Annotated in this window: 8 protein-coding genes; 5 read left to right on the top strand and 3 right to left on the bottom strand. The window is 55.1% G+C overall.

Annotated elements, in window-relative coordinates; all coding sequences use genetic code 11:
• The first annotated feature begins 35 nt into the window (after positions 1-35).
• From ABD890_RS17980 to ABD890_RS17970, 3 genes are all read left to right on the top strand, one after another.
• Entirely contained in the window at positions 36-464 is a 429-nt protein-coding gene (locus ABD890_RS17980; RefSeq protein WP_345092896.1) for a tetratricopeptide repeat protein, read from the top strand.
• 1,169 nt (positions 465-1,633) lie between these two features.
• Positions 1,634-1,876 carry a hypothetical protein gene (locus ABD890_RS17975; RefSeq protein WP_345092893.1) on the top strand — a complete coding sequence of 81 codons (243 nt, stop codon included), beginning with the start codon at positions 1,634-1,636 and terminating at the stop codon, positions 1,874-1,876.
• A 1,707-nt stretch (positions 1,877-3,583) separates the two neighbouring features.
• Entirely contained in the window at positions 3,584-6,427 is a 2,844-nt protein-coding gene (locus ABD890_RS17970; protein ID WP_345092890.1) for a hypothetical protein, read from the top strand.
• A 363-nt stretch (positions 6,428-6,790) separates the two neighbouring features.
• On the opposite strand, the gene ABD890_RS17965 is transcribed toward ABD890_RS17970, so the two are convergent.
• A complete protein-coding gene (locus tag ABD890_RS17965; RefSeq protein ID WP_373356491.1) occupies positions 6,791-7,441 on the bottom strand; it encodes a hypothetical protein in 651 nt (216 codons plus the stop codon).
• A 942-nt stretch (positions 7,442-8,383) separates the two neighbouring features.
• Positions 8,384-10,576, bottom strand: coding sequence for an AMP-binding protein (locus tag ABD890_RS17960; protein WP_345092888.1), 2,193 nt, complete (start codon positions 10,574-10,576; stop codon positions 8,384-8,386).
• Between the two features lie 407 nt (positions 10,577-10,983).
• On the opposite strand from ABD890_RS17960, the gene ABD890_RS17955 reads away from it, so the two are divergent.
• Together ABD890_RS17955 and ABD890_RS17950 are read left to right on the top strand one after the other, a co-directional pair.
• Positions 10,984-18,345: an SDR family NAD(P)-dependent oxidoreductase gene (locus ABD890_RS17955; RefSeq protein WP_345092885.1), complete on the top strand. Its 7,362-nt coding sequence runs from the start codon at positions 10,984-10,986 to the stop codon at positions 18,343-18,345.
• A 51-nt stretch (positions 18,346-18,396) separates the two neighbouring features.
• A complete protein-coding gene (locus ABD890_RS17950) occupies positions 18,397-20,058 on the top strand; it encodes a GH3 auxin-responsive promoter family protein (protein WP_345092882.1) in 1,662 nt (553 codons plus the stop codon).
• Positions 20,059-20,108: 50 nt separating this feature from the next.
• On the opposite strand, the gene ABD890_RS17945 is transcribed toward ABD890_RS17950, so the two are convergent.
• Complete coding sequence (locus ABD890_RS17945) at positions 20,109-20,960, bottom strand: alpha/beta fold hydrolase (protein ID WP_345092879.1); 852 nt, start codon at positions 20,958-20,960, stop codon at positions 20,109-20,111.
• Position 20,961 lies beyond the last annotated feature (1 nt).

Below are 20,961 nucleotides of genomic sequence, written 5' to 3'. Positions count from 1 at the left end.
CGTTGAAGGGCTGCGAGGCTACTAACTCAGGAGACATGCAGATGGAAGAAAATGGGATGTTTGAGCACCGCATCGTCGAACTTACTCATGCGACTGAGAAAGATCCGAACAATACTGACAAGCTCTACGAATTGGGGCGAGCATTGGAGTCAGCTGGTAGGTTTGAGGAAGCACTGTCGAAGTTTGAGTCGATTGTACTATTGGAACCAGAGGACCATGAGTCGATTCATGCTGTTGGAGCACTCAACTTAGTGCTTGGAAGAAACGTGGCAGCGATCTCAAGCCTCACTAAAGCTACCGAGTTGTGGGAAGAACGACCGGAATATTTTGTCGATCTCGGAGATGCCCTATACAGGTCCGGCAATGTGCAAGGCGCAAAAGCTGCTTATGAGACGGCACTACCTCTCGCTCTCCCCAATGAGGAGATTTGTGAACGAATCAGAACTTCCCTGATGAAGTGCTAATCGCTCAGCCACTCGAACTTAGCCCACTTCAGCCACAACATTTTCAACACGCGAGCCGTTTTGCGGTGAGTGCCCAAGCGGTCCCACACGACGATCAGCTTGCATTTCAGCTCTTGATGCAAGCCGTTCAGAAACCAGATGAAATCAATCGCCGTGACCTTGTGCGGCCATAATTAAAAATAATTCTGCACGCAATCCGTTATTGGCGTCCATGCCATCGCCGTGAGGACCGTGAATCGATCATGCCGATCCCAGTTAGCTAGGATGGGGGCCTTGTGGAGCCCAGGTTGATTAAGGGGGCAGGAACCTTAAATCCTTACCTGGTGGTTTTCATGAATGGCTACCAGCCAGCCAGCCGAGCCCTGGGCACTGTCCCGTAATTGATATGTTCTTGCCCAGGCACATATCGCAACTCCCCTAGTTACCGACCAAGGTGATTCAAGGAAGGAAGCCAAATGTCGAGTCATGATCTCACGGGAAACGAGTGGAACGCGATGCGGGATTTCTTTCCGGCTCGCTTTTCGGGGCGGCCAGTCAGGCCCCGGCGGTGCTTGCCGGAGGAGTATGGCAGTTGGCAGGCCGCTTACAATCGTCTCCGACGCTGGATCAACAACGATTTGTGGGATCAAGTTTACGCGGCATTGCTACATCAGGCGGATGCTTGCGGCAATTTCGTTCGCTCGCTATGTTGCGGTGACGCATTGGTGATTCGAGCTTACCGCTGTGCGTCAGGCATGTTACCGAAAAACGTGGAAGACGCCGAAATGAACGCATTAGGAAGGCCTCGCGGGGCATTCTCGGTGTAACTTCACGTGCTCACCGATGCCAACGGCCTGCTGCTGTCGTCGCCTTCTCCATCCTCGTCGGCGGCCTGACCATGGGGCCGATGCTCCGCCGACTTGGGCTCGCAGGCCAAGGCGAAGCAGACACCCACTAAACTTCTGCGTGCGATCACGTCAGCGCTGTATTGCGGCAACCTTCTCCTGATTGATCGTGCCTGCCCACTTCGCACTGGCCAGAGGCCAGTGGCACACGTGGGACGCGAAGCTGGTGTTAGTTGGGTGTTGCCAGTGCCACCCAGCCGGATTCACGTTTGGTGATGTTACTGAGGCAGTCATGGAATTGTCGCGTAAACCAAAGTATGTAGAACCTAAGTTGGGATGTGAGTAATGAGTAAATACTACGAGGAAGTTCCGGGTGAATATCCCCAAGAAAAAAAGACTCCAGCCGAAGGTGAATATATTTTCAGCCACTGGAGTGTTCGCAAGGAGGGGGGTAAGTATGTTTTTGAATACCTTTCAGGTGAGTTGTTGGGCAGGTTGGTTAGCCTAGAGATTTCCGAACAGGACTATAGCCTCGCTGCGTCGGAGAAGATTACATTCGATGATCTTTTTAGGAAATACTGTACGTAAAGTTGGACTTAATCGCACCGTTTACTGCTCCTTTAGAGAAGCGGATGTGTTTCTGTGTGGCGCGAGACAACTATGCAGCCGTGGGCTTAGAACCTCTGATGCTCTGGTGAGTGTTCAACAGGGCAAAGAGATCACAAAGCGCAATTTACGCTACGAGAGACGGCAACTCGACCATAAGAAGCATTTTTCGACAAAACGATAATACCAGACACAGAACTCTCTCATTGACCAGCTCAATACTCACAGGAAAAGCAGCTTTCCGCAGGGGGCACTTGAAGTTGGTAACGATTCTATAAGAGCTATCTCGCTCAAGCGATTTGCGTTGCTGCTGGCAGTCTTGATCTTAGGCGGGCCGCAACTGGGTCGCAGCGGCTCTGGCTCCGCTGAAATCCGCGAGCACATTGCACGAAAGCGAAGCCAGGCTGTGATTCCAAGCAAGAGCAACGAAGCCCCAGGGGAGGACTTCAATCCCAAAGCCTAGCGCCGAAGAAACATCGCGGAGCTGGCCATCGGTTGGCTCAAATAATCTCGCCGTGTCTTCGTTCGGTACGACAAACTAACCTCGTCCTACTAACTAGCCTTCGTCCAGATTGCTGTCATGCGGCGACTGTTGCGGTATGTTTAAGGGACGGGTCCTGGGTGTTGCCAGTGCAACCCAGCCGTGACGGTAGGGCTGATTTCGTCGACATAAGCTGTTTGTTACTTGAGGATTGTTTGGTCGCCATGGGGAGATTGCATTTTCTTCGCCGATTCAGAATTCTAACGCTGCTGGCTGTCATGGCCGCGTTGTCTATAGTATGTGCGGTGTCATCATACTATGTCCGTCTACCTAGCGGATATCCACAAGTCCGTATTTCGAAAATGATCACTCATAGGAATGGGCATGAACAAGTCGGAATCAGCCTGTTTGTGTACTTCGAGCCAGATAACGCTGTAGAACACTATACTGACACCCTGCCGCTGGGAACGCTTAATTACGCTTACGAGAACTCGTTAGCTCGTCCCTATCAGTTTCACGAAGAACTACTCGGAACTCCAAAGGAACATACCGTCCAAGAGATTCCTCCTGTTTTTGTAGCGCGGTACAAGGAGTTATTGGCACGAATCTCCCAAGAGTGTGATATCAGCAAGCAGCCTTCGGGATGGCGACAAACGTTCTTGCTACGGAACGACTATCCAACCTTTCCTGAGTTTCAAAGAGATTACAACGCGCAATCCACGCTACGAGAGAAGGCAACTCGACCATAAGCAGCAGTTTTCGACAAAACGATAATACCAGACACAGAACCCTCTCTTTGACCAGCTCAATACTCACAGGAAAAGCAGCTATCCGCAGGGGCCACTTGAAGTTGGTCACGATTCTATAAGAGCTATCTCGCTCAAGCGATTTGCGTTGCTGCTGCCAGTCTTGATCTTGGGCGGGCCGCAACTGGGGCGCAGCGGCTCTGTTTGGTTGCAATTCGGTGGGATTCATCGATTTTCAGGCGGATCGAATCGCCAACAGTCTTAGAGGATGTCGCTTTCATTCTCCATATTTCCATCAATCAGGCCCCTGGGTCTCGCGTTCTTTAGCCCGGAGCGGATTCGCGAGGAATTCATTGCAAATTTACCTTTGTCAAAAAGGTTTAGTGTGGGGAGATAACTTGCCATACTGTAAGAGTCGTACGGCGGGCACGTTTAGAACGTACTTCTCGGAAGATGACTGTGATGCGAACGATCGTGGGTCTGTTGGTCTTGCTGATGCTGCCTGGGGAAATGGCCTGGGGGAAAGATGCGGGACGCCAGCGCTGGGCAATCATTGCGACAAGCGAGATTGCCGAGACAGGGCTTGTCGAACTGGTAACGGCCCAGCTTTCCCGTCGCGAAGCGATTCAGCTGGTTGAACGCGAAGATTTGTCGCTGGCAACGCGCGAGCTGGAACTCTCGGCGCTGCTGAGTCCTGAAAATGTCTTGAAACGGCTAGAGCTAGGCAAGACGCTTAGAGCGAATGCCATGCTACTTCTTTCAATGGAAAGCGAAGACGCACGCCAGATCGTGCGTGCGGTTGTATGCGATGCGGACCTCGGGGTTCGACTTTGGCAGGCACGCTTCATCTACAACGGCCAGGCAGATATCGAAAGTCTGGCCGCTCAGTGCGTTGGTTCGGTGGACGAAGTGCGGCAGCAGTTTCCGGATGGCGTTGAGCACATCATTGCCATTCCTCCCTTCCTGTCGGAAGACTTCGGCATTCGATTCCAATATTTACAGACCCGCTGCCAAGATCTGGTGACCAGTTCGCTGATGGCGCGGCCTGGGGTCGCGTTGCTGGAACTCGACGAAGCGCATGCGTTGTTACGTGAGCACGAATTGACCTTCAGCGAGGGAATCACGCGGCCAATCGCCACCATCGTGCAGGCTCATTTTCAGGTGACATCGTCGAACACGATGGAACATTCGATCAAGTTGAATATCGAGCTGACACATGGCGAACAGCCGGGGAGATCGCTTGAGAAGACGATTCCCCTGGAGGAATTGGACGCCTGGCTGCTAACAGAATTTAGTGAACATGTGCTGCGTGACGTGGCGAACCGACCGGGCAGCTTATCGGCAGCGATGCAGAAAGAGATTTTAAGTCGTCACGCGCAGCGATTCGCCGAACTGGGAGACTGGCAGCATTCAGTAGCCCTGCGCGAAGCGGCTTTAGTTTTAGATCCGAAAGACGCGCTGCTGAGGGCGCTCGCCATCAGCGAATATCAGCATCGGAATCAGCCAGATCCGGATCGGATCTGGCAGTTGTCGCAGAACTTTCGAAAGCTATCGCTCAGTGAACGAGAAAACGAATTTCGGCACGCTGCGAACGATATGCGTGTTGGTTTTCAGCACTTGGCCTACCTGATTCGGAATCGGCTAGTTGGTCGCGTCGATGCGATCGGCATGCTCGGTAAGCATGCATACTTTGATACGTCCGCCGTGCGGGCAGCAGCGCATAACGATCCGCGGAAGGTTGAACTGTTGCAGCCTGCCTGCGCAGCGCAACGAGAGTTTCTGCGCGATGTTTATCCCTTGATCGACCATTTGCCCGACGAACGTCTGTTGCCGACGCACTTAAGCGATCCTTTCTATGGCGGTCGTTATGAGTTGACCAATCATGTCGCAAAGGACGTGGCGTTCAACCACTACGACGCGGCATCACTGGCCAGCCTGCGAGAGACACTCTTGCGACTTCTGCCAGCGACGGATCCGACCACCGAGAACATGCTGGGGCTATTCTCCAGCACGCTGGTCCCCCAGCCAGGTACCCCGGAATACGAGCCCTGGGGCCGGTTGATTGCCGACTTAAGGCGATCGGATCGCGAGTTGGCACGCCTTTACGGCCACTTCGCCTACGCGGTTGAGAAGAATCGGCGTGAGCGTTCCCGTGGCGAGCTTGAGTCGATGCTGGCAGAAGTTGCTCGCCTCGACCGAGCTAGTGAGCCGATCCAGCGCGTGATTAACCTGCAACTGGTGCGTCCCCCACACCAAGCGCCGCGTGCGCTGTCGGCGCCACCACCTCGTGGGAACTTCGGTCCGACAGGAAGAATGGAGTTCGCCCCGATCTCTTTGGTGGTATCCGGCAAAGAAGGGGAGACACCTCCGCTTTTGACAGGCATGCTTCGCTGTGGCGCCAAAGATGTTTATTGGTCTGACGACCGGTTTTTTGTCATGGACGAGCCAGGCATCCTGAGGGAACGGAAGTTGACCGACGCCACCGCTGATCATCCCTTGTACTGGGAGGTTGCGTGGGACGGAGCATGCATCTGGCTGCATGCCCACGGGGAAGGCATTCTTGTTCTCCGCTCCGATGGAACACGGCTGGCATCGTTCAATGGATTGCTCCCTGATTATTCCAAGGGACATAAGATCGTCGGGCTCTCACCGCGACGGGCGCTGATGGTGGGAAGTTTCGGGAACACAGAAAGAGCGTGGTGTGGCATTCTTGAAGTCGCTGAAGATGGAACGCCTTCGGTCGATATCCTTCTAGAAGCCAAGACGGTTGCCGAGGGGCGTTCCCGCGAAGAAGCCTCGGCGGATATAACCACGGCATTCCGTGCCGATGGCTTGTCACGCGTTCAACGAAAGGACGGAAAAGAACTGGTTGTCGTCGAGCGGCATGGATTGACGCCGCTTTACATCGACCTGCAAACTTTGAAGGTTGCAGCGCCAGATATCGTCGCTGGACGAGAGGGACTTTCAACACAGACCGATTTGGGATTTACGGGGAAACGTTTCCTGCACGACGGCACGCCCTTGTGGCTGCTCTCGGGGATGGCGAATTTGCCCAATTCTAAAGAGATAACGTTCCATGATGGCTGGCTCTATCGCCCTGGCTACGTTTGGATGCGTCAGCACCTGGCAACGCACAAGTTGGAACGCCTGCAATCAAAACCATTGAGTCAAGATTACTGGCACCTCCGAGTCGGTTCGTCCGCACACTATGGGTTGGTTGTCTACGACCCGTTTCATGAAAGTCAGCCACTTTCAAAGGTCACGATTCTTGACGAGGAAGTTGTTCCCGTGAAAACAAGCCCATAGCAAAAGTTTCGCAAGCGACTGATCGAATGGATTCTTGCCAACCGCTGACCGTTCGAGGGTAAATAGACAAAACTTGGCTCTAGCGTGTCGGTGTTCTCGATAACGATATCTGGCTTTGGCAAGAAATGCACAGCGTCTGTTTCGGTATTAACGCTGTGCACCAAGGAGGTCAATTAAGAGAACCGGCGCGATTGAGGATTGGCAAATCTTCGAGTGCCCGGTCGTCATCGGAGAGCCTGTTTCGATTTGCGCTTGATTTGGGCAGTCGATCAAGAGGACATCGAGGTGTTCTTGAGCTACTCCACTGTGGCGAAGACGCACGGAATACCATTTGCCATCAATAGGTCTTCGCACCAACTTCCATCAGAATGTTGAAACCGTAAACCCGTCGAATGCGTTTAGATCGTCAAACGATCCAATGCCAACGCGACCAGTGCCGAATGTTTTGTCAGTGACACTCATGTGGGGCGTTGTCATGTCATCGAAGAAAACCTCGATCAGGCCGCTGTCGATATTGCGACGAACCATGACGGTATGCCATTGATCGTCCCACGGAGTTAGCTTTTCGTTCTTCGTGAGTGCGAGTCGCGGAGCCTCGTTCACGATCATGATTTGGCCACTGTGGGGATCAGGCTTTGCGCCCAGGTGGCAGTAATAGAAGTGCGATGCGTCTTGATAGCCGAAGAAGATGCAGCAGTCGCGATGATTGCCGGTATCTTTCGTGCTGCGAACACGAAAGCGGATCTCGCAGTTGCCGACCGCCACGTCCTTGACCAAGGCCACGTGACCTGGGCTGCGGGTCGGGGGCTTGTACGCGCTGCCGCGCTCGGTGATCTCGATGACACCGCCAGCGTCTTCGGTAGCCTTCCAGGTCCAAGTCTTGGGGTCGAGAAATTCCCAGTGCTCGAGGTCGTCGATCGACTGGACTGGCTTCGCATCCTTCCTATCAAAATCGTCCGCGAACACAACCTTGTCCTGGGGACCATCGGCGCTTTGGGCAACGTCTGTCGCCAGAAAGAAAATCGAAGCCACCAGGGCAGATTTCAGAAATAGTGGGGCGAGATACGTGGTATTTTTCACAGGACTCCAATCTCCTCGATCAAAACGACAATTGCGAGATAGATCGATCGATCCAAATCGCAGGGGGTGTGGTCTCACTGCATTGTGACTTCTGGGAGCCGCAACTGCAATTTGTTCCCACAAGGTTCTTCGCAGGCGGGGTCGATGCGATTAACTCGATACCACAAATTACGCCAAGCCCAGCTAATCACCGATCGTCGAAATTTGATTTCGTAGCGAGCGGGGCCGGCGTTCAAGTTAGCTCGGTTCCGCATCAGGTTCAGATGGCCCCGAATCGTCGTCCGGTGGTGAATCGCGATCGGAAGACCACACAGCTTCCATTGCCCGGCTGAATGGTAAGATTTCACTGATATGGTGGAGGCCACGTGGAAGGGAGTCTCGCCCAGGTATGGGGCCACCGTTAGAAGTGCATGCCATCCGATTGTTGCCACTGATGAGGTTCGAACACCTCGAAGTCGACGAACGAAGATTACTACCGGCCAGGCAATTCCTGGCGGCGACTTGGTTTGCGGCAGCGCGTCGAATGTCCGTCTGTGGATCGGCCCTTCCTGGGATGAGATAATTGGCCTGCCGACCGGTCCGATGCGACATGATGACCGGCGAAACGTTCAGAGAGATACTGGTTGGCCTAGAATCTTTTCAGCGCCAGGCAACCCTCTGCGCGAAGAAGCCTGGGATAGCGAAGTTCGCGGAACAGGGCAGCGAGAGGTGCCACAGAAGCGAAAGGGAAGGAGATCATGTGCATTAAGACCACGGCTTCTCAACCTCGCACCTGCTTCTCACTGGCCATAGGCCAATGGCAGACTCAAGACAGGATTCCGTTGTTCGTGGTTGAATACCAAGGAATTTCCTTGAAGGCTCCCTTTCTCAAAGTCATCAGCGATCGGAACCTGGTTGGGGAACATTCCCTGTCGTGATCACGCTCAATCGGCGAAGCACGTCTTTTTCGCTCATGGATTCGACTTCGGACAAGAGGGACTCGAACCTGGCTCCGCCTGACTGTCGGCGGGTTGTTGGTTGCGGAGAAGTGAACTCGTCGGCCACTTGCTGCGCGAGGAATCGTGCGAGTTCTTGTGTCGTGGGATAGTTCCAGACGACGATCGGATTGAACGACAGCTTAAGTCGTTCTTCGACTTCGATCGCCAATTCGACCGTCTGTAGCGAATCGAGACCAAGCTCGGCCAATGGACGATCAGACGTCGCATCTTCTCGAGAGACACCACCATTTTCGACGAACCAGTTCAGTAGCCACTGTTCGATCTCTTCCGCAATATGCTCGACGTTTTCAGGTGGTGCGTTGGAAGTTCTGGGCTCGGTGGCGACCGGCGTGGTCGCTGCGACTTCTTTTGCCACCACCTTGGCTCTACGTGGCTTCTGCCAACTTGCCATTACCTTCAATTGCTTGTCCAAGTGAAGCTGTTTACTCAACAGACGTTGCAGTTTTCCGCTGGTGGTGCGGGGAATGCTGAACGGACGAACCAGCAAGATTTCGGTCGGTTCGACGCCATGCGTATCAATCACGGCCGACCGAATTCCGCGCAGAAGTTCGTTGAAGTCGCCGTTCTTGTTGGATCGGTCAAGCTCGTGGAGTATTACCAGTTCCTCTTCATCATCAATCGTTATCGAAAAGGCAACACTCGATCCGTTAGGCAGCGACTCGTGCGACTGGCTGGCGGTGGTTTCGATGTCTTGGGGATAATGGTTGCGACCACGAATGATCAACAATTCTTTGAGGCGCCCACTGATGAAGAGCTGGCCTTCTTCCGAAAGAAAGCCCATATCGCCGGTTCGCAAAAAATACCCGGCGTCTGGAGCGTCTTTCAACGTGGCCCGAAATGTTATCTCGGATGTGTCTGGTTGTTGCCAGTAACCACGTGCGACACTCGGACTGGCGACCCAGATTTCGCCGATTTCATTCTTGCCACAGCGGTGGCCCGTCTGCGGGTCAACAATGGCGACTTGCCCTTTCAGGAGGGGCTCGCCACAACCGACCAGTACCGCCGAATAATTTTCCTCGGAAGAGTCGGAAGGGATCACTTGATGCTGCGACAACCTCACGCGGTCGACCTGTTTCAAAACAGGTTCGCAGCGTTTGGGATTGCCGCTGACCAATAGAGTCGATTCGGCCAAACCATAACAGGGATAAAACGAACTTCGCTGGAACCCAACTTCTCCAAATTTGTCGCAAAACCGATCGATCGTTTTCGCCCGGATTGGTTCTGCACCACAGAAGGCAATTTCCCAGCACGAGAGATCAAGCGAAGCCATGTCGCTTGACGGGATCTGATCGACACAGAAGTCGTAGGCAAAGTTGGGTGAGCCAGAGATCGTTGCTCGAAATCGAGAAATCGCTTCCAGCCAACGTATCGGCCGCTTCAGGAACGAATTGGGAGACATCAAGATCGTGTGGCCGCCGATGTACAGCGGCGTGAGTATTCCACCGATCAAGCCCATGTCGTGATGCGACGGCAGCCAGAATACGCCCGAGGCGATTTCGTCGCCATCGACATGGAATTGTTGCCGAAATCCCTGGCGAATGGTTTCCAGGTTATGCAGCAAATTGCTATGGCTGACCATCACTCCTTTCGGTTCGCTTGTCGAACCGGAGGTGTATTGCAGAAAAGCGATCGCATCGCCGTCGATCCATGGCAGTTCAACTGAATCGGACGATTCTGCGGAAGCAACGGCGAAGCTGAGAACCTCGATGTTGGGACAGAACTGCGACAGATCGACCCGGTCCATGACCTCCTGAGCGCACAAGAGAATACTTGCCGCACAATCGTTCGCGACCGCTGCCAGACGATTGTTGGGACGTCGTGGCTTCGGTTCAGTGACCGGAACCGCCAGCACTCCCGCATAAAGGCAGCCTAGATAGGCGCTGACAAACTCAGGGCCCGACGGAAAGATCACCAACGCACGATCGCCTGGGCGACACCGCTTTAGGAGTGCCGCAGCAACCGCGCGTGCTTTCGAGTTCAGTTCACTGAAGGTGGTGACCTTCTCGTTGTCGCTCTCGTCGAGGAATGTTATCGCCGGTCGGTCGGGATGGAGTTCCGCCCAAAAATCCACAATCTCGCTAATGGTCTGGCAATTAGCAGGAGACCTGGAGGCTGCCTCCGTTTGGGGTTTATGCATCGATCAATTCGTCTCAAAGGTCCACGCTGGCAGAAGTTGTGAGTCATGGATGCGGTGTTTTGAGAGAGGGGATTTGATTGCTAGCGGGCCCCCCGTTCGTCTGATATTAGTTATTGGCTCGATGGCAGTCAACAAGAAGGGAGGCGACCACAATCGGCTGTCCAGGTAAGTGAGGGAAACATGACAACCTTGTGTAAATTACCTGCTTTTACTATTGAGATCTCATTTGGATGGGTTATCACTGATGTTACCCCCCAAAAATAGCATATTTGACGGCCAACTGGAGAGCATTCCCCATGCTGTCCATATGTCTCCTATTCATTTGAGAGCATGCCTTTCCCGTGAATGATCTGGCATTCCGCCTTTCTCAGCTTCCACCTTCGCGCTTGCAGTTGTTGCGACGCGAAATTGAACAGTCCGTTCCCTACTCAGAACCGATTGCAATTGTCGGCATGGGATGTCGCTTTCCTGGTGCTCCCGATCTGGCGGCGTTCTGGCGTTTGATCTCGGAAGGACGCAACGCGGTCGGGGAGATTCCAGAAGATCGATGGAACGTGGACGAGTTCTACGACCCGACTGGCACGCCCGGAAAGATGACCACGCGTTTCGGTGGCTTTTTAAAGGATGTCGATCAGTTCGACGCCGCGTTCTTTGGGATCAGTCCGCGCGAGGCGGCGAAGATCGACCCGCAGCAGCGACTTCTCTTAGAGATCGCCTGGGAAGCCTTAGAGTCCGCAAGTATCGCTCCGCAGCGGCTCCGCGGATCTTCGACAGGGGTGTTCGTCGGAATCGGTGCTGCGGACTATGCCAAGATCCCAATTTCATACCACGACTATTACCGTCATATCGATGCGCATTCGGGCACAGGGAATGCGCTCAGTATCGCTTCGAATCGGCTCTCTTACGTCTTTGATTGGCACGGTCCCAGTTTAAGTGTTGATACTGCTTGTTCATCTTCCCTGGTCGCGTTGCATTTGGCTGCGAACAGCCTGCGATCGCGGGAATGTGACATGGCGTTGGCTGCTGGCGTGAACATGATTCTCACGCCAGAAACGACGGTTGCATTCTCCAACGCTCGGATGTTATCGCCAGATGGAATGTGCCGGCCATTCGATCGGCGTGCCAATGGCTACGTCCGAGGGGAGGGGGCAGGCCTCGTTGTTCTCAAGCGTGTTACCGATGCCATTGCCCAGGGAGATCAGATTTTGGCAGTGGTCCGTGGTACCGCAGTCAACCAGGATGGACGAACCTCTGGGATCTCGGCCCCCAACAGCCATTCCCAGGAGGCGGTGATCCGTGAAGCACTTGCCAACGCCGCGCTGCTTCCTTCGGATATTTCTTACATCGAAGCCCATGGAACCGGAACGCCGCTCGGGGATCCGATCGAATTCGAGGCCTTGAAACAGGTCTTCCGCCGCAATTCTTCCAATGACCCTGTCTGCCATATGTCGTCGCTGAAGGCGAATACCGGGCACATGGAAACAGCCGCCGGAATCGCTGGGCTGATCAAGACCGTGTTGATGCTGAACCATCGACAACTGGTGCCTCAAGCAAATTTCGAGCAACTCAACCCATTGATTCAGTTCGAGGGAACTCGATTACAGATTCCCACCCAAATCAGCGACTGGCCAGAATCGGACGGACCTCGTCGAGCTGGGATCAGTAGCTTTGGTTTTGGTGGAACCAACAGCCATGTCATTCTGGAAGAAGCTTCTGCGGTGGTGCGGCCCCAGCCAGTGACGTCTCCGTCGACAAAGCTTGTCACGCTGTCTGGAAAAAGCCCTGCCGTGGTTCAAGCGATTGCCAAACGTCTGGACGAGATGTTGGAGCAAACCAAGCCTATCAATCTCGACTCGTTTTGCTTCAGCGCGAATGTCGGCAGAAATGACTTTGGCCATGCTGTGGCGGTCCCTTTCGCAGACGCTGCGGACTTGCGGAAGAAGCTGCAAGAGACATTCGCAAACGGGCATGGCAAAATTCAGCGACGGCCCACGAAACCACCGAAAGTTGCGTTCGTATTCACGGGGCAGGGTGGTCAATATGCCACGATGGGGAAAGAACTTTACGAAACCCAACCCCTCTTCCGCGAAACACTCGATCAATGCGCCGTGCTACTTCGTGAGGAATTTGGTTTCGAGTTGCTCGAAATTATCTTCGCCGAAGCCGAGGCGAGCCGCATCTCGAATACCGAGTTCACGCAGCCAGCGCTGTACGCCCTGGAATACAGCCTGGCGATGCTTTGGATTTCGTGGGGAATCGAGCCGGCGGCGGTCATGGGACATAGCATCGGCGAGTTCGTTGCCGCTGCGATTGCGGGCATTTTCTCATGGCAAGATGGCCTTCGTCTGGTATCCCAACGAGGTCGCCTCATGCAGTCAACCGCGGCCAATGGTGCCATGGCCGCGATCTTTTGTGGGCCCGATCGGCTTGCCGGCATGCTTCAAGGGAACGAGAGCCTTGTTTCGATCGCGGCCTGTAACGGGCCTGCCAACACGGTGATCTCAGGCCGGAAAGATGTTGTCGCGGACGTAATGAAACAATGCGAGCTGCAAGGCGTTAAAGCGCAGCAGTTGCAAGTCTCGCATGCGTTTCATTCGCCATTGATGAACGAGATTCTCGACGACTTCGAGGAGTTTGCAGCAACGATTCCGATGCGCACGCCTCGTCTACCAATCATCTCGAACCTCACGGGAACGCTGCTCGCCGAGGCCCCCGGTCCAAAGTATTGGCGTGAACATGTTGCAGCGCCGGTTCTATTTGAACAGGGCTTGCGTTCGCTGGTGGCATTGCAGCCAGACGTGGTCCTTGAGTCCGGACCCTCCCCCACGTTGATTGCCATGGGAAAGCGGTTCATCGACGATGCCGGCCTGACTTGGCTACCGTCGTTGCGGAGCGGGCATAGTGACTGGAAGGTCCTTATGCAAAGCCTTGCCGAGCTCTACCATCTCGGCGGCAAAATCCGCTGGGAGAACATTGCTGGCGGACCGGCACCGGAACGGATCTCCTTGCCGACCTATCCATTCGAACGAAAACGTCATTGGCATCAAGAGTCGGGCCGAAGAGATTCCGGCCCACGGGCTTCCCAGGCAGCAGCCGGGCAGCATCCACTTCTCGGAATCGAGATTCCGACACCACTCAATACAACGGTCTTCGAATCGGAGGTCGACGCACATTCGCCTGCTTACCTGGCGGAACACCGCGTGCAAGGCTCGCCGGTGATGCCAGCGGCAGGGTACCTGGAACAGGCCTTGAACGCAGCGCTGAAGCTGTTCGGTGACGGCCCTGTTTCGGTCGAGGAGGTCTCTATCCAGCAAGCAATGACCCTATCGGCCGAGTCATCCCATCGGCTGCAATGCGTGTTAGAGCAGGGGACCGGCTCGGAGCATTTGGTCTTCAAAACTTACAGCCGACCTCTGGAAGGGGACAAACCCTGGACGATGCATGCGATTGGCAAGTTGAGACGACTCCCACAGGGGAACGAGCCGAAGGGTGTGCTTTCGCCAGAACTGGATCGCGCAGAACAGTTTCTGAACCAGATTGAATCTGGTGAGTTTTACCAACGGATGCGTCAAATTGGTCTCGATTATGGCGATCGTTTCCAGGTCTTGTCCAAGTTAAGCGTCGGCAATGGCGAGGCGTTAGCGCAGTTACAGATTTCCGAGCAAGTCACGAGTGAGAGCAAGTCGCATAAGATACATCCCGCAATTCTCGATGGTTGCCTGCAGGCAATGGCGGGGGTCGTTCCAACTTCGGAGGATGGATCGGCAAGCAACCGGACCTACCTTCCCACGGGCATAGGAAGGTTTGAATTACTCGGCAATCCACTGGAAGCGGTGGAGATCTATGCCCAGCGAACATCCAATGCGAATGAGCTGGATGCTATCACGGCGGACCTGTTCTTGCTCGATGCGAATGGCAAGACGCTCGCTGAACTGCGCGGCGTTGTCGCCCAAAGTCTCGGCATGCGGCGAAAGGGAAAGGAAGACGCGACGCAACTCCTCTATCGAGTGCAATGGACCGAAGCCAAGTTACCGGAGTCGCCGGAATTAACTGCGATCCCTGGGAAGGCTTGGCTGGTGCTAGGCGATCCATCGGACCTGACGACTGCAGCGTTCAATGCAATTCGCGAGACTGGCACTCAGATCATTCGAGCGCTGCCCGGCGACGAGTTCAGCCGGGTGGACGATGACCTTTGGCACCTAGATTTCAGCAATGCTGAACATTTTCGTAGCCTATTCAGCGCTGCGTTCGCGGACGCTGGGCTTACGTGCCACGGTATCGTGTATGTGCCACACCTTCCTGAGTCTACCGACACGGGAATTGAGGACTCGCACGCCCAGCTGTGGGGATCGACCCTCACGATTCTCCAGCAAACGATGCAAGCGGCGGTGGCTCCACGACCGTTGATTGCGGTGGCGACGCAAGGCGCCCAAGTGATTACAGGAGACGAAACCTGCTCGCCAGCACATGCCATGCTGTGGGGACTGGGGCGTACCGCTTCGCTGGAGTTCCCAGGGGCTTCCATCCGATTGATCGATCTCGATCGTAGTCGGGGTGCTGCCGATTCGGCCGCTGATCTCACCGCCGAACTTCTGGCAAGCGATGGCGAAAGTCAGGTGGTCCGTCGAGGGGGACGTCGACTTGTTGCTCGATTGGCGCCTGCGAAGTCGGGTGAGCAAACCGCTAGTGGTCGCAGCAAGAGGCTGGTGATCCCGCGTGAACCATTCAAGCTGAATATCGAAGAGCCTGGAAGTTTCGACCGTCTGGAGCTGGGCTATTTCCAGCCACCCGACTTGGAAGCGAATCAGGTACAGCTGGAAGTTCATGCAACTGGGTTGAACTTCAGCGATATCCTCAAGGCGATGGGGCTCTATCCTGGTTTACCAGAAGGAGAGATCCCGCTGGGGATTGAATGCTCTGGCGTAGTCACAGCGGTTGGCTCAGACGTGACTCGTTTCCAGGTCGGGGACGAAGTGATGGGAGTCGCTCCGTATAGCCTGGCGAGCCATGCCATCACGGCAGACTATGCGTTGGTGAAGAAGCCGCACAGCTTATCGCATGCCGAAGCAAGTACGGTTCCGATCACGTTCATGACCGCGCATTATGCCCTTTGCTGGCAGGCCCGTCTTTCCAAGGGAGAGCGAGTCTTGATTCATGCCGCGGCGGGTGGTGTCGGCCAGGCGGCGATTCAAATTGCCCAGCATGTGGGTGCCGAAGTATTCGCGACCGCAGGCAGCGATGAAAAGCAACAGTTCCTGCGCGATATGGGAGTGCAACATATCTTCCAGTCGCGGACATTGGAATTTGCGGATCAGATTCGTGAGGTTACCGACGGCTACGGCGTAGACGTAGTTTTGAACTCGCTGCCAGGGGATGCCATTACCAAGAGCATCGCGATCTTGTCCGCGTATGGACGTTTCCTTGAAATTGGTAAGACCGACATCTATCAGAATCGCATGATCGGTCTACTTCCTTTTCAAGATAACCTCTCATATTTTGCGATCGACCTCGACCGGATGTTGCGACAACGCCCGCATGAGATTGAAAAGTTGTTCGCGGAAGTGATGGACCTGTTCGATCGCGGCATCTATCGGCCATTGCCGCTCACGCAATTTGCCGCGGATGAAGTCGCCACGGCATTTCGGTACATGGCACAGCGAAAGAATATTGGCAAGATTGTCGTGACGATGGCGCCAGGCCAGCGGTCGTCGGGAGCAGAATCGACGCCAACGCAGCCAAGCCGGAAGGATGCGACGTACCTGATCACAGGTGGCCTGGGAGCGCTGGGCTTACGCCTGGCAGGATGGCTGATCGATCAGGGAGCCGGGCACTTGCTGCTTATGAGTCGGCGTTCGCCTACGGCAGAGCAGCAGCAGGCGTTGGCTCCGCTGCTTGAACGAGCGAAGGTCGAGTGCCTGCAAGCGGATGTTTCCAACCGTGAATCGCTGGAACAGGCTTTGGCCAGCCTGCCGAACGAATTCCCGCCGGTCGTCGGCATCATCCACGCGGCAGGAGTTTTGGCCGACGGCATTCTTTACGATATGCCACTGGAGCAGTTCTCGAAGCCTCTGGGCCCGAAAGTTCAAGGGGCTTGGCATCTGCACGAGCTATCCGCAAACTGGCCGCTCGAGTTCTTTGTGCTCTTCTCTTCCATCTCGTCCGTGCTTGGTTCTCCTGGTCAAGCGAACTACTCGGCGGCGAATGCATTCCTGGATGGTCTCGCCAATTATCGACGTTTGCTCGGACGGCCGGCGTTATCGATCAACTGGGGTCCGTGGGCTGAGAGCGGCATGGCGACCGCCCAGGGAAAAAGCGATCAGATTAGTGGGCGGGGAATGCGCCTCATCGAGCCGACTGCATGCTTGAGCATTCTGCAGCGGTTGCTGGTGGAAGGCGAAACCACCCAGGTCTCGGTCATCGATGTCGACTGGCCTGCACTTGCCAGGCAGATGCCAAAGGGGGCTCCACCGTTCTTTGCTAACTTCGCGTCCCACTGGGAGACCGATGGAAGTGCTAACGCGGCTTCCTCTCAGATCGACGAATCGTTCCTGGCGCAGCTTCGCGAGGCAGGTGACGATCAGCAGCGGGTTCTGAGATTTTATCTGGCGAACGAGCTGGCACGAATTATTGACTGTGAAGTCGACGACCTTGAACCAGATCAGCAGCTCAGTGCGATCGGTGTCGACTCTCTCATGGCGATGGAATTGAAAACCAATCTGGAGGGACGGCTGGGGGTAGAGATCCCCATGTCGCATTTGATGGAAGGCCCGAGCATCTCTTCGTTAACCGACGTGATGCTGCCGTCTCTGTGTGGACACGCGTCTGCTTCGAGCGAGGAGAAGTCAGAAACATCCTCCAACAACCACAGCAGTTCAACGTTGGTGCCACTACAAACGAATGGAGAGGCTCCGCCATTGGTGTTTGTGCATCCGGTCGGAGGGGACATTCGTTGCTATCTTCCAATTGCCAAGCAGCTGGAAGGTGTCCGGCGAGTGCTCGCGATCCGTCCCGATTCGCTGGATGAACGTGGCCAGTGGCCCACCAGCGTGGAAGCGATGTGCGAATCGTACTGTGCGGCGTTGCGAAAACAACAGCCGGACGGTCCGTACCTGTTGGCCGGCTGGTCGACTGGTGGGATTTTCGCCTACGAAATGGCCCAACGGCTCCGCAGCGAAGGGGCCGAGGTCGAGCTAATGTTCCTCGACACGCCAACCGCCGAGATCTTAGATCACGTCGATTTGGACGACCATGTCCGCTTCCTGTATGACCTGGTCAATTTCTCGAACTGGTTCTCCGGCGCCAAGATTCGCTTGGAATACACCGAACTGACAGCGATCGGTTTTGAAGCTGCCATGGAGAAAGTTCTGCAGGAAGCCAGACAGCATGGCGTGTTGCCCGCTGGAGCAACGCTGGAAGACCTGCGCCGTCGTGTCGACATGTGTCGCCATCACCTGGAACTGGCACTGAACTATCGACCTGCTCCGTTGGGGCTGCCTGTGCAGATGTATCGTCCCCAGCATACGGCCGTGTTGTCGATGGCCTCGGGGAGACGTTTGGACGACGACCTCGGGTGGGGACCTGTTCTGGGGAACGACCTGGTGATTCATCGAGTTGAAGGAGATCACTTCAGTATGCTCGCGGATGAACAAGCGGCCAGCATCGCTTCCATATTGTCAGATTACCTACGCAAGGTCGCGCCGTAAGCCACAAGGCGGACTTCTACAAGATTCACCACAGTCTTCGAGTACGATCCCATGATTGAACGCCGGCTTTATGTTGCCTGGAAGCAACACATAGTACGTCGATTTCGCCGCAACGCCCAGCGAGCCGCCTCGCTACAGCGTGAACTCCTGTTTGAAAAGCTGCGCCGCGAGGCCGATAGCGATTTTGGCAGAGAGCATGGTTTGGACAAGATCCGAACTGTCGAGGAGTTTCGGCGGCAGCTTCCGTTGGCGAATTACGAGTATTACCGCCCCTATGTAGAGCGCGTCAAAAATGGAGATGTGCGTGCGCTGTACGGCCCATCGACCAAGGTGTTGATGTTCGCGATGACGTCGGGCACGACGAGTGCTTCCAAATACATTCCGGTCACTAATCACTTTTTCCGTGAGTACCGCCGGAGCTGGAATGTCTGGGGCCTGAACGTTTACAAGAATCACCCCGAATTGCTGCGATTGAAGACGTTGCAATTTTCGAGTGACTGGCAGCAGACTCGAACGCCTGGCGGATACTACTGCGGCAACATCAGTGGGCTTGCCGCGGATACTCGCCCCTGGATTGCGAATCTTGTCTTTATGCTGCCGACCGCCATCAATAAGATTTCTGACGCGGAGTCGAAGCAGTACACGGCGCTTCGGCTGGCGATGGCTCGCAACGATGTTGGCATTGCGATCACGGCGAATCCTTTGACGTTGATTGGTCTGGCACGGATGGCGGATCAGCACAAGGAATCGCTTATCCGCGATATCCACAACGGCAGCCTTAGCAGTCATGTGCAGATGAAGGATGAGATTCGACGGAAGCTAAACTCGCGAATCGGGAAGGCCGATCCGCGTCGTGCACGAGAACTCGAACAAATGGCGGATCGCGAAGGTCATTTGTGGCCGCGCGACTATTGGCCGCAGATGTCGGTTTTGGCGATCTGGACCGGTGCCGCGATGGCCCCCTATGTACCGCAGGTTCAAGAGTATTTCGGCGATGTGACGTTCCGCGATCATGGGCTATCCGCGAGCGAGGGGCGCATGACGACCCCTCTCGAAGCAAACTGTTCGGCCGGCGTGCTCGATGTGTCCACGCATTACTTCGAGTTCATACCGGAAGAGGAACATGGCTCGCCCAATCCAACGATTCTCGAGGCCCATGAACTCGAGCAAGACCGCAACTATTTCCTGGTAATGTCGACCTCGAGTGCTCTTTGGCGGCACGATATTCACGACGTAGTGAAGTGTGTTGGATTCGAGGGCCAGGCCCCGATTCTCGACTTCATGAACAAGGGGGCGCACTATTCCAGCATGACCGGCGAGAAGCTGAGCGAGAACCAGGTAGTCAACGCCGTTCGCGCCGCGATGCGGGAGTTCGAATTGAAGTTCGAGTTCTTCACCCTGGCACCTGTCTTTGGAGATCCTCCCCACTACGAACTGTTGGTGGAGGGAGATCTCGACGCGACGGTCAAACAACAATTCGCCGAGGCGATCGACCGGCATCTGGCTGAGATGAATTGTGAATACGACAACCGCATCGAGACCGGTCGAATGCATGGGACCGTGATTCGGTCGCTTCCTCCTGGTTCGTGGACAGCATTCCACAACGAGGTCCTGTCGCGGGAAGGAGCCAGCTTAGAACAGTTCAAGCATCCTTGCCTGACCAACAAGCTCGATTTTATCGACCGGATGCAAAACCCATCGCGAGTCCATTGAGAGACAACGCTTGAGATCTCTTCAAGCGGTCGTCAACGTAAATGCGAGCTTCAAGAAGAAACCGCAATTGAACGAGACTGGCACCATGCCAGCAGATCGTTGAGGTAGCCGCTGGGGTCCGACTCGAATTCGAGTGTATGGGTCGCCTCTGGGTACTCGATGATGTGGCGATCTTCAGTCGCAAAGCGTTCGACAAACTGACGGATGGCATCGTTCTTCGAGATCTGGTCCTCTTTTGCCAGCATTAGCAGCGTAGGGGTAGTGATCTCTTGCGGATCGCCAGTCGCGTCGGCGTACAATTCGGCGGACGCCTTCGCCATTCGGAGCGACACCTTGCGCAGGGTGGCGGGATCGTCCTGGATGAAACGTTGCCACTGCGGTTGACTGGTGAAGAGCTTGGGGTCTTGCAGCGGAATCGATACCTGAATTCCTCCCAGCCCGACGCCGACAGCCAGGCGAACGGCCAGGTTTTGAAGTGTACTTGGGGCCTTACGAGAATAGAGGCCTGGGCAGATGAGTCCCAAGCCATCCAGCTCTTCCGGAAAGTGACGGGCGATCGAGGTCGCGAGGTTTCCGCCCCAACTAATGCCGAGCAGTAGTTTCGGTTGACCTGCCGGTAAACGGCGAAGGAACGTGACGACATCGTTTTGAAGTGTTGCCAGTCGGTCCACGTCTCCGCGGCGTCGGTCGTTTAAACCGCAGCCTCGGCGATCGAGAGCATGAACCGCAAACTGGGAATTGGCCAGGTGAGAGCCTGTTTTCAGGTACCAGCCGCTATGGCTGATGATCCCATGTAGCAAGATAACGTGCGCCTGCGGTCGAGCGGTATTCCAGCTGCGGTACGATAGCGGATAACCATCGGGTGCTTCGTACGTTTTTATCTGCGGTTCCAATTTCGACATC

This window comes from Bremerella cremea, assembly GCF_039541315.1.
GTDB lineage: Bacteria > Planctomycetota > Planctomycetia > Pirellulales > Pirellulaceae > Bremerella > Bremerella cremea.
The sequence above is the reverse complement of the archived record's forward strand: the minus strand, read 5'-3'. Positions and strand labels throughout refer to the sequence as shown.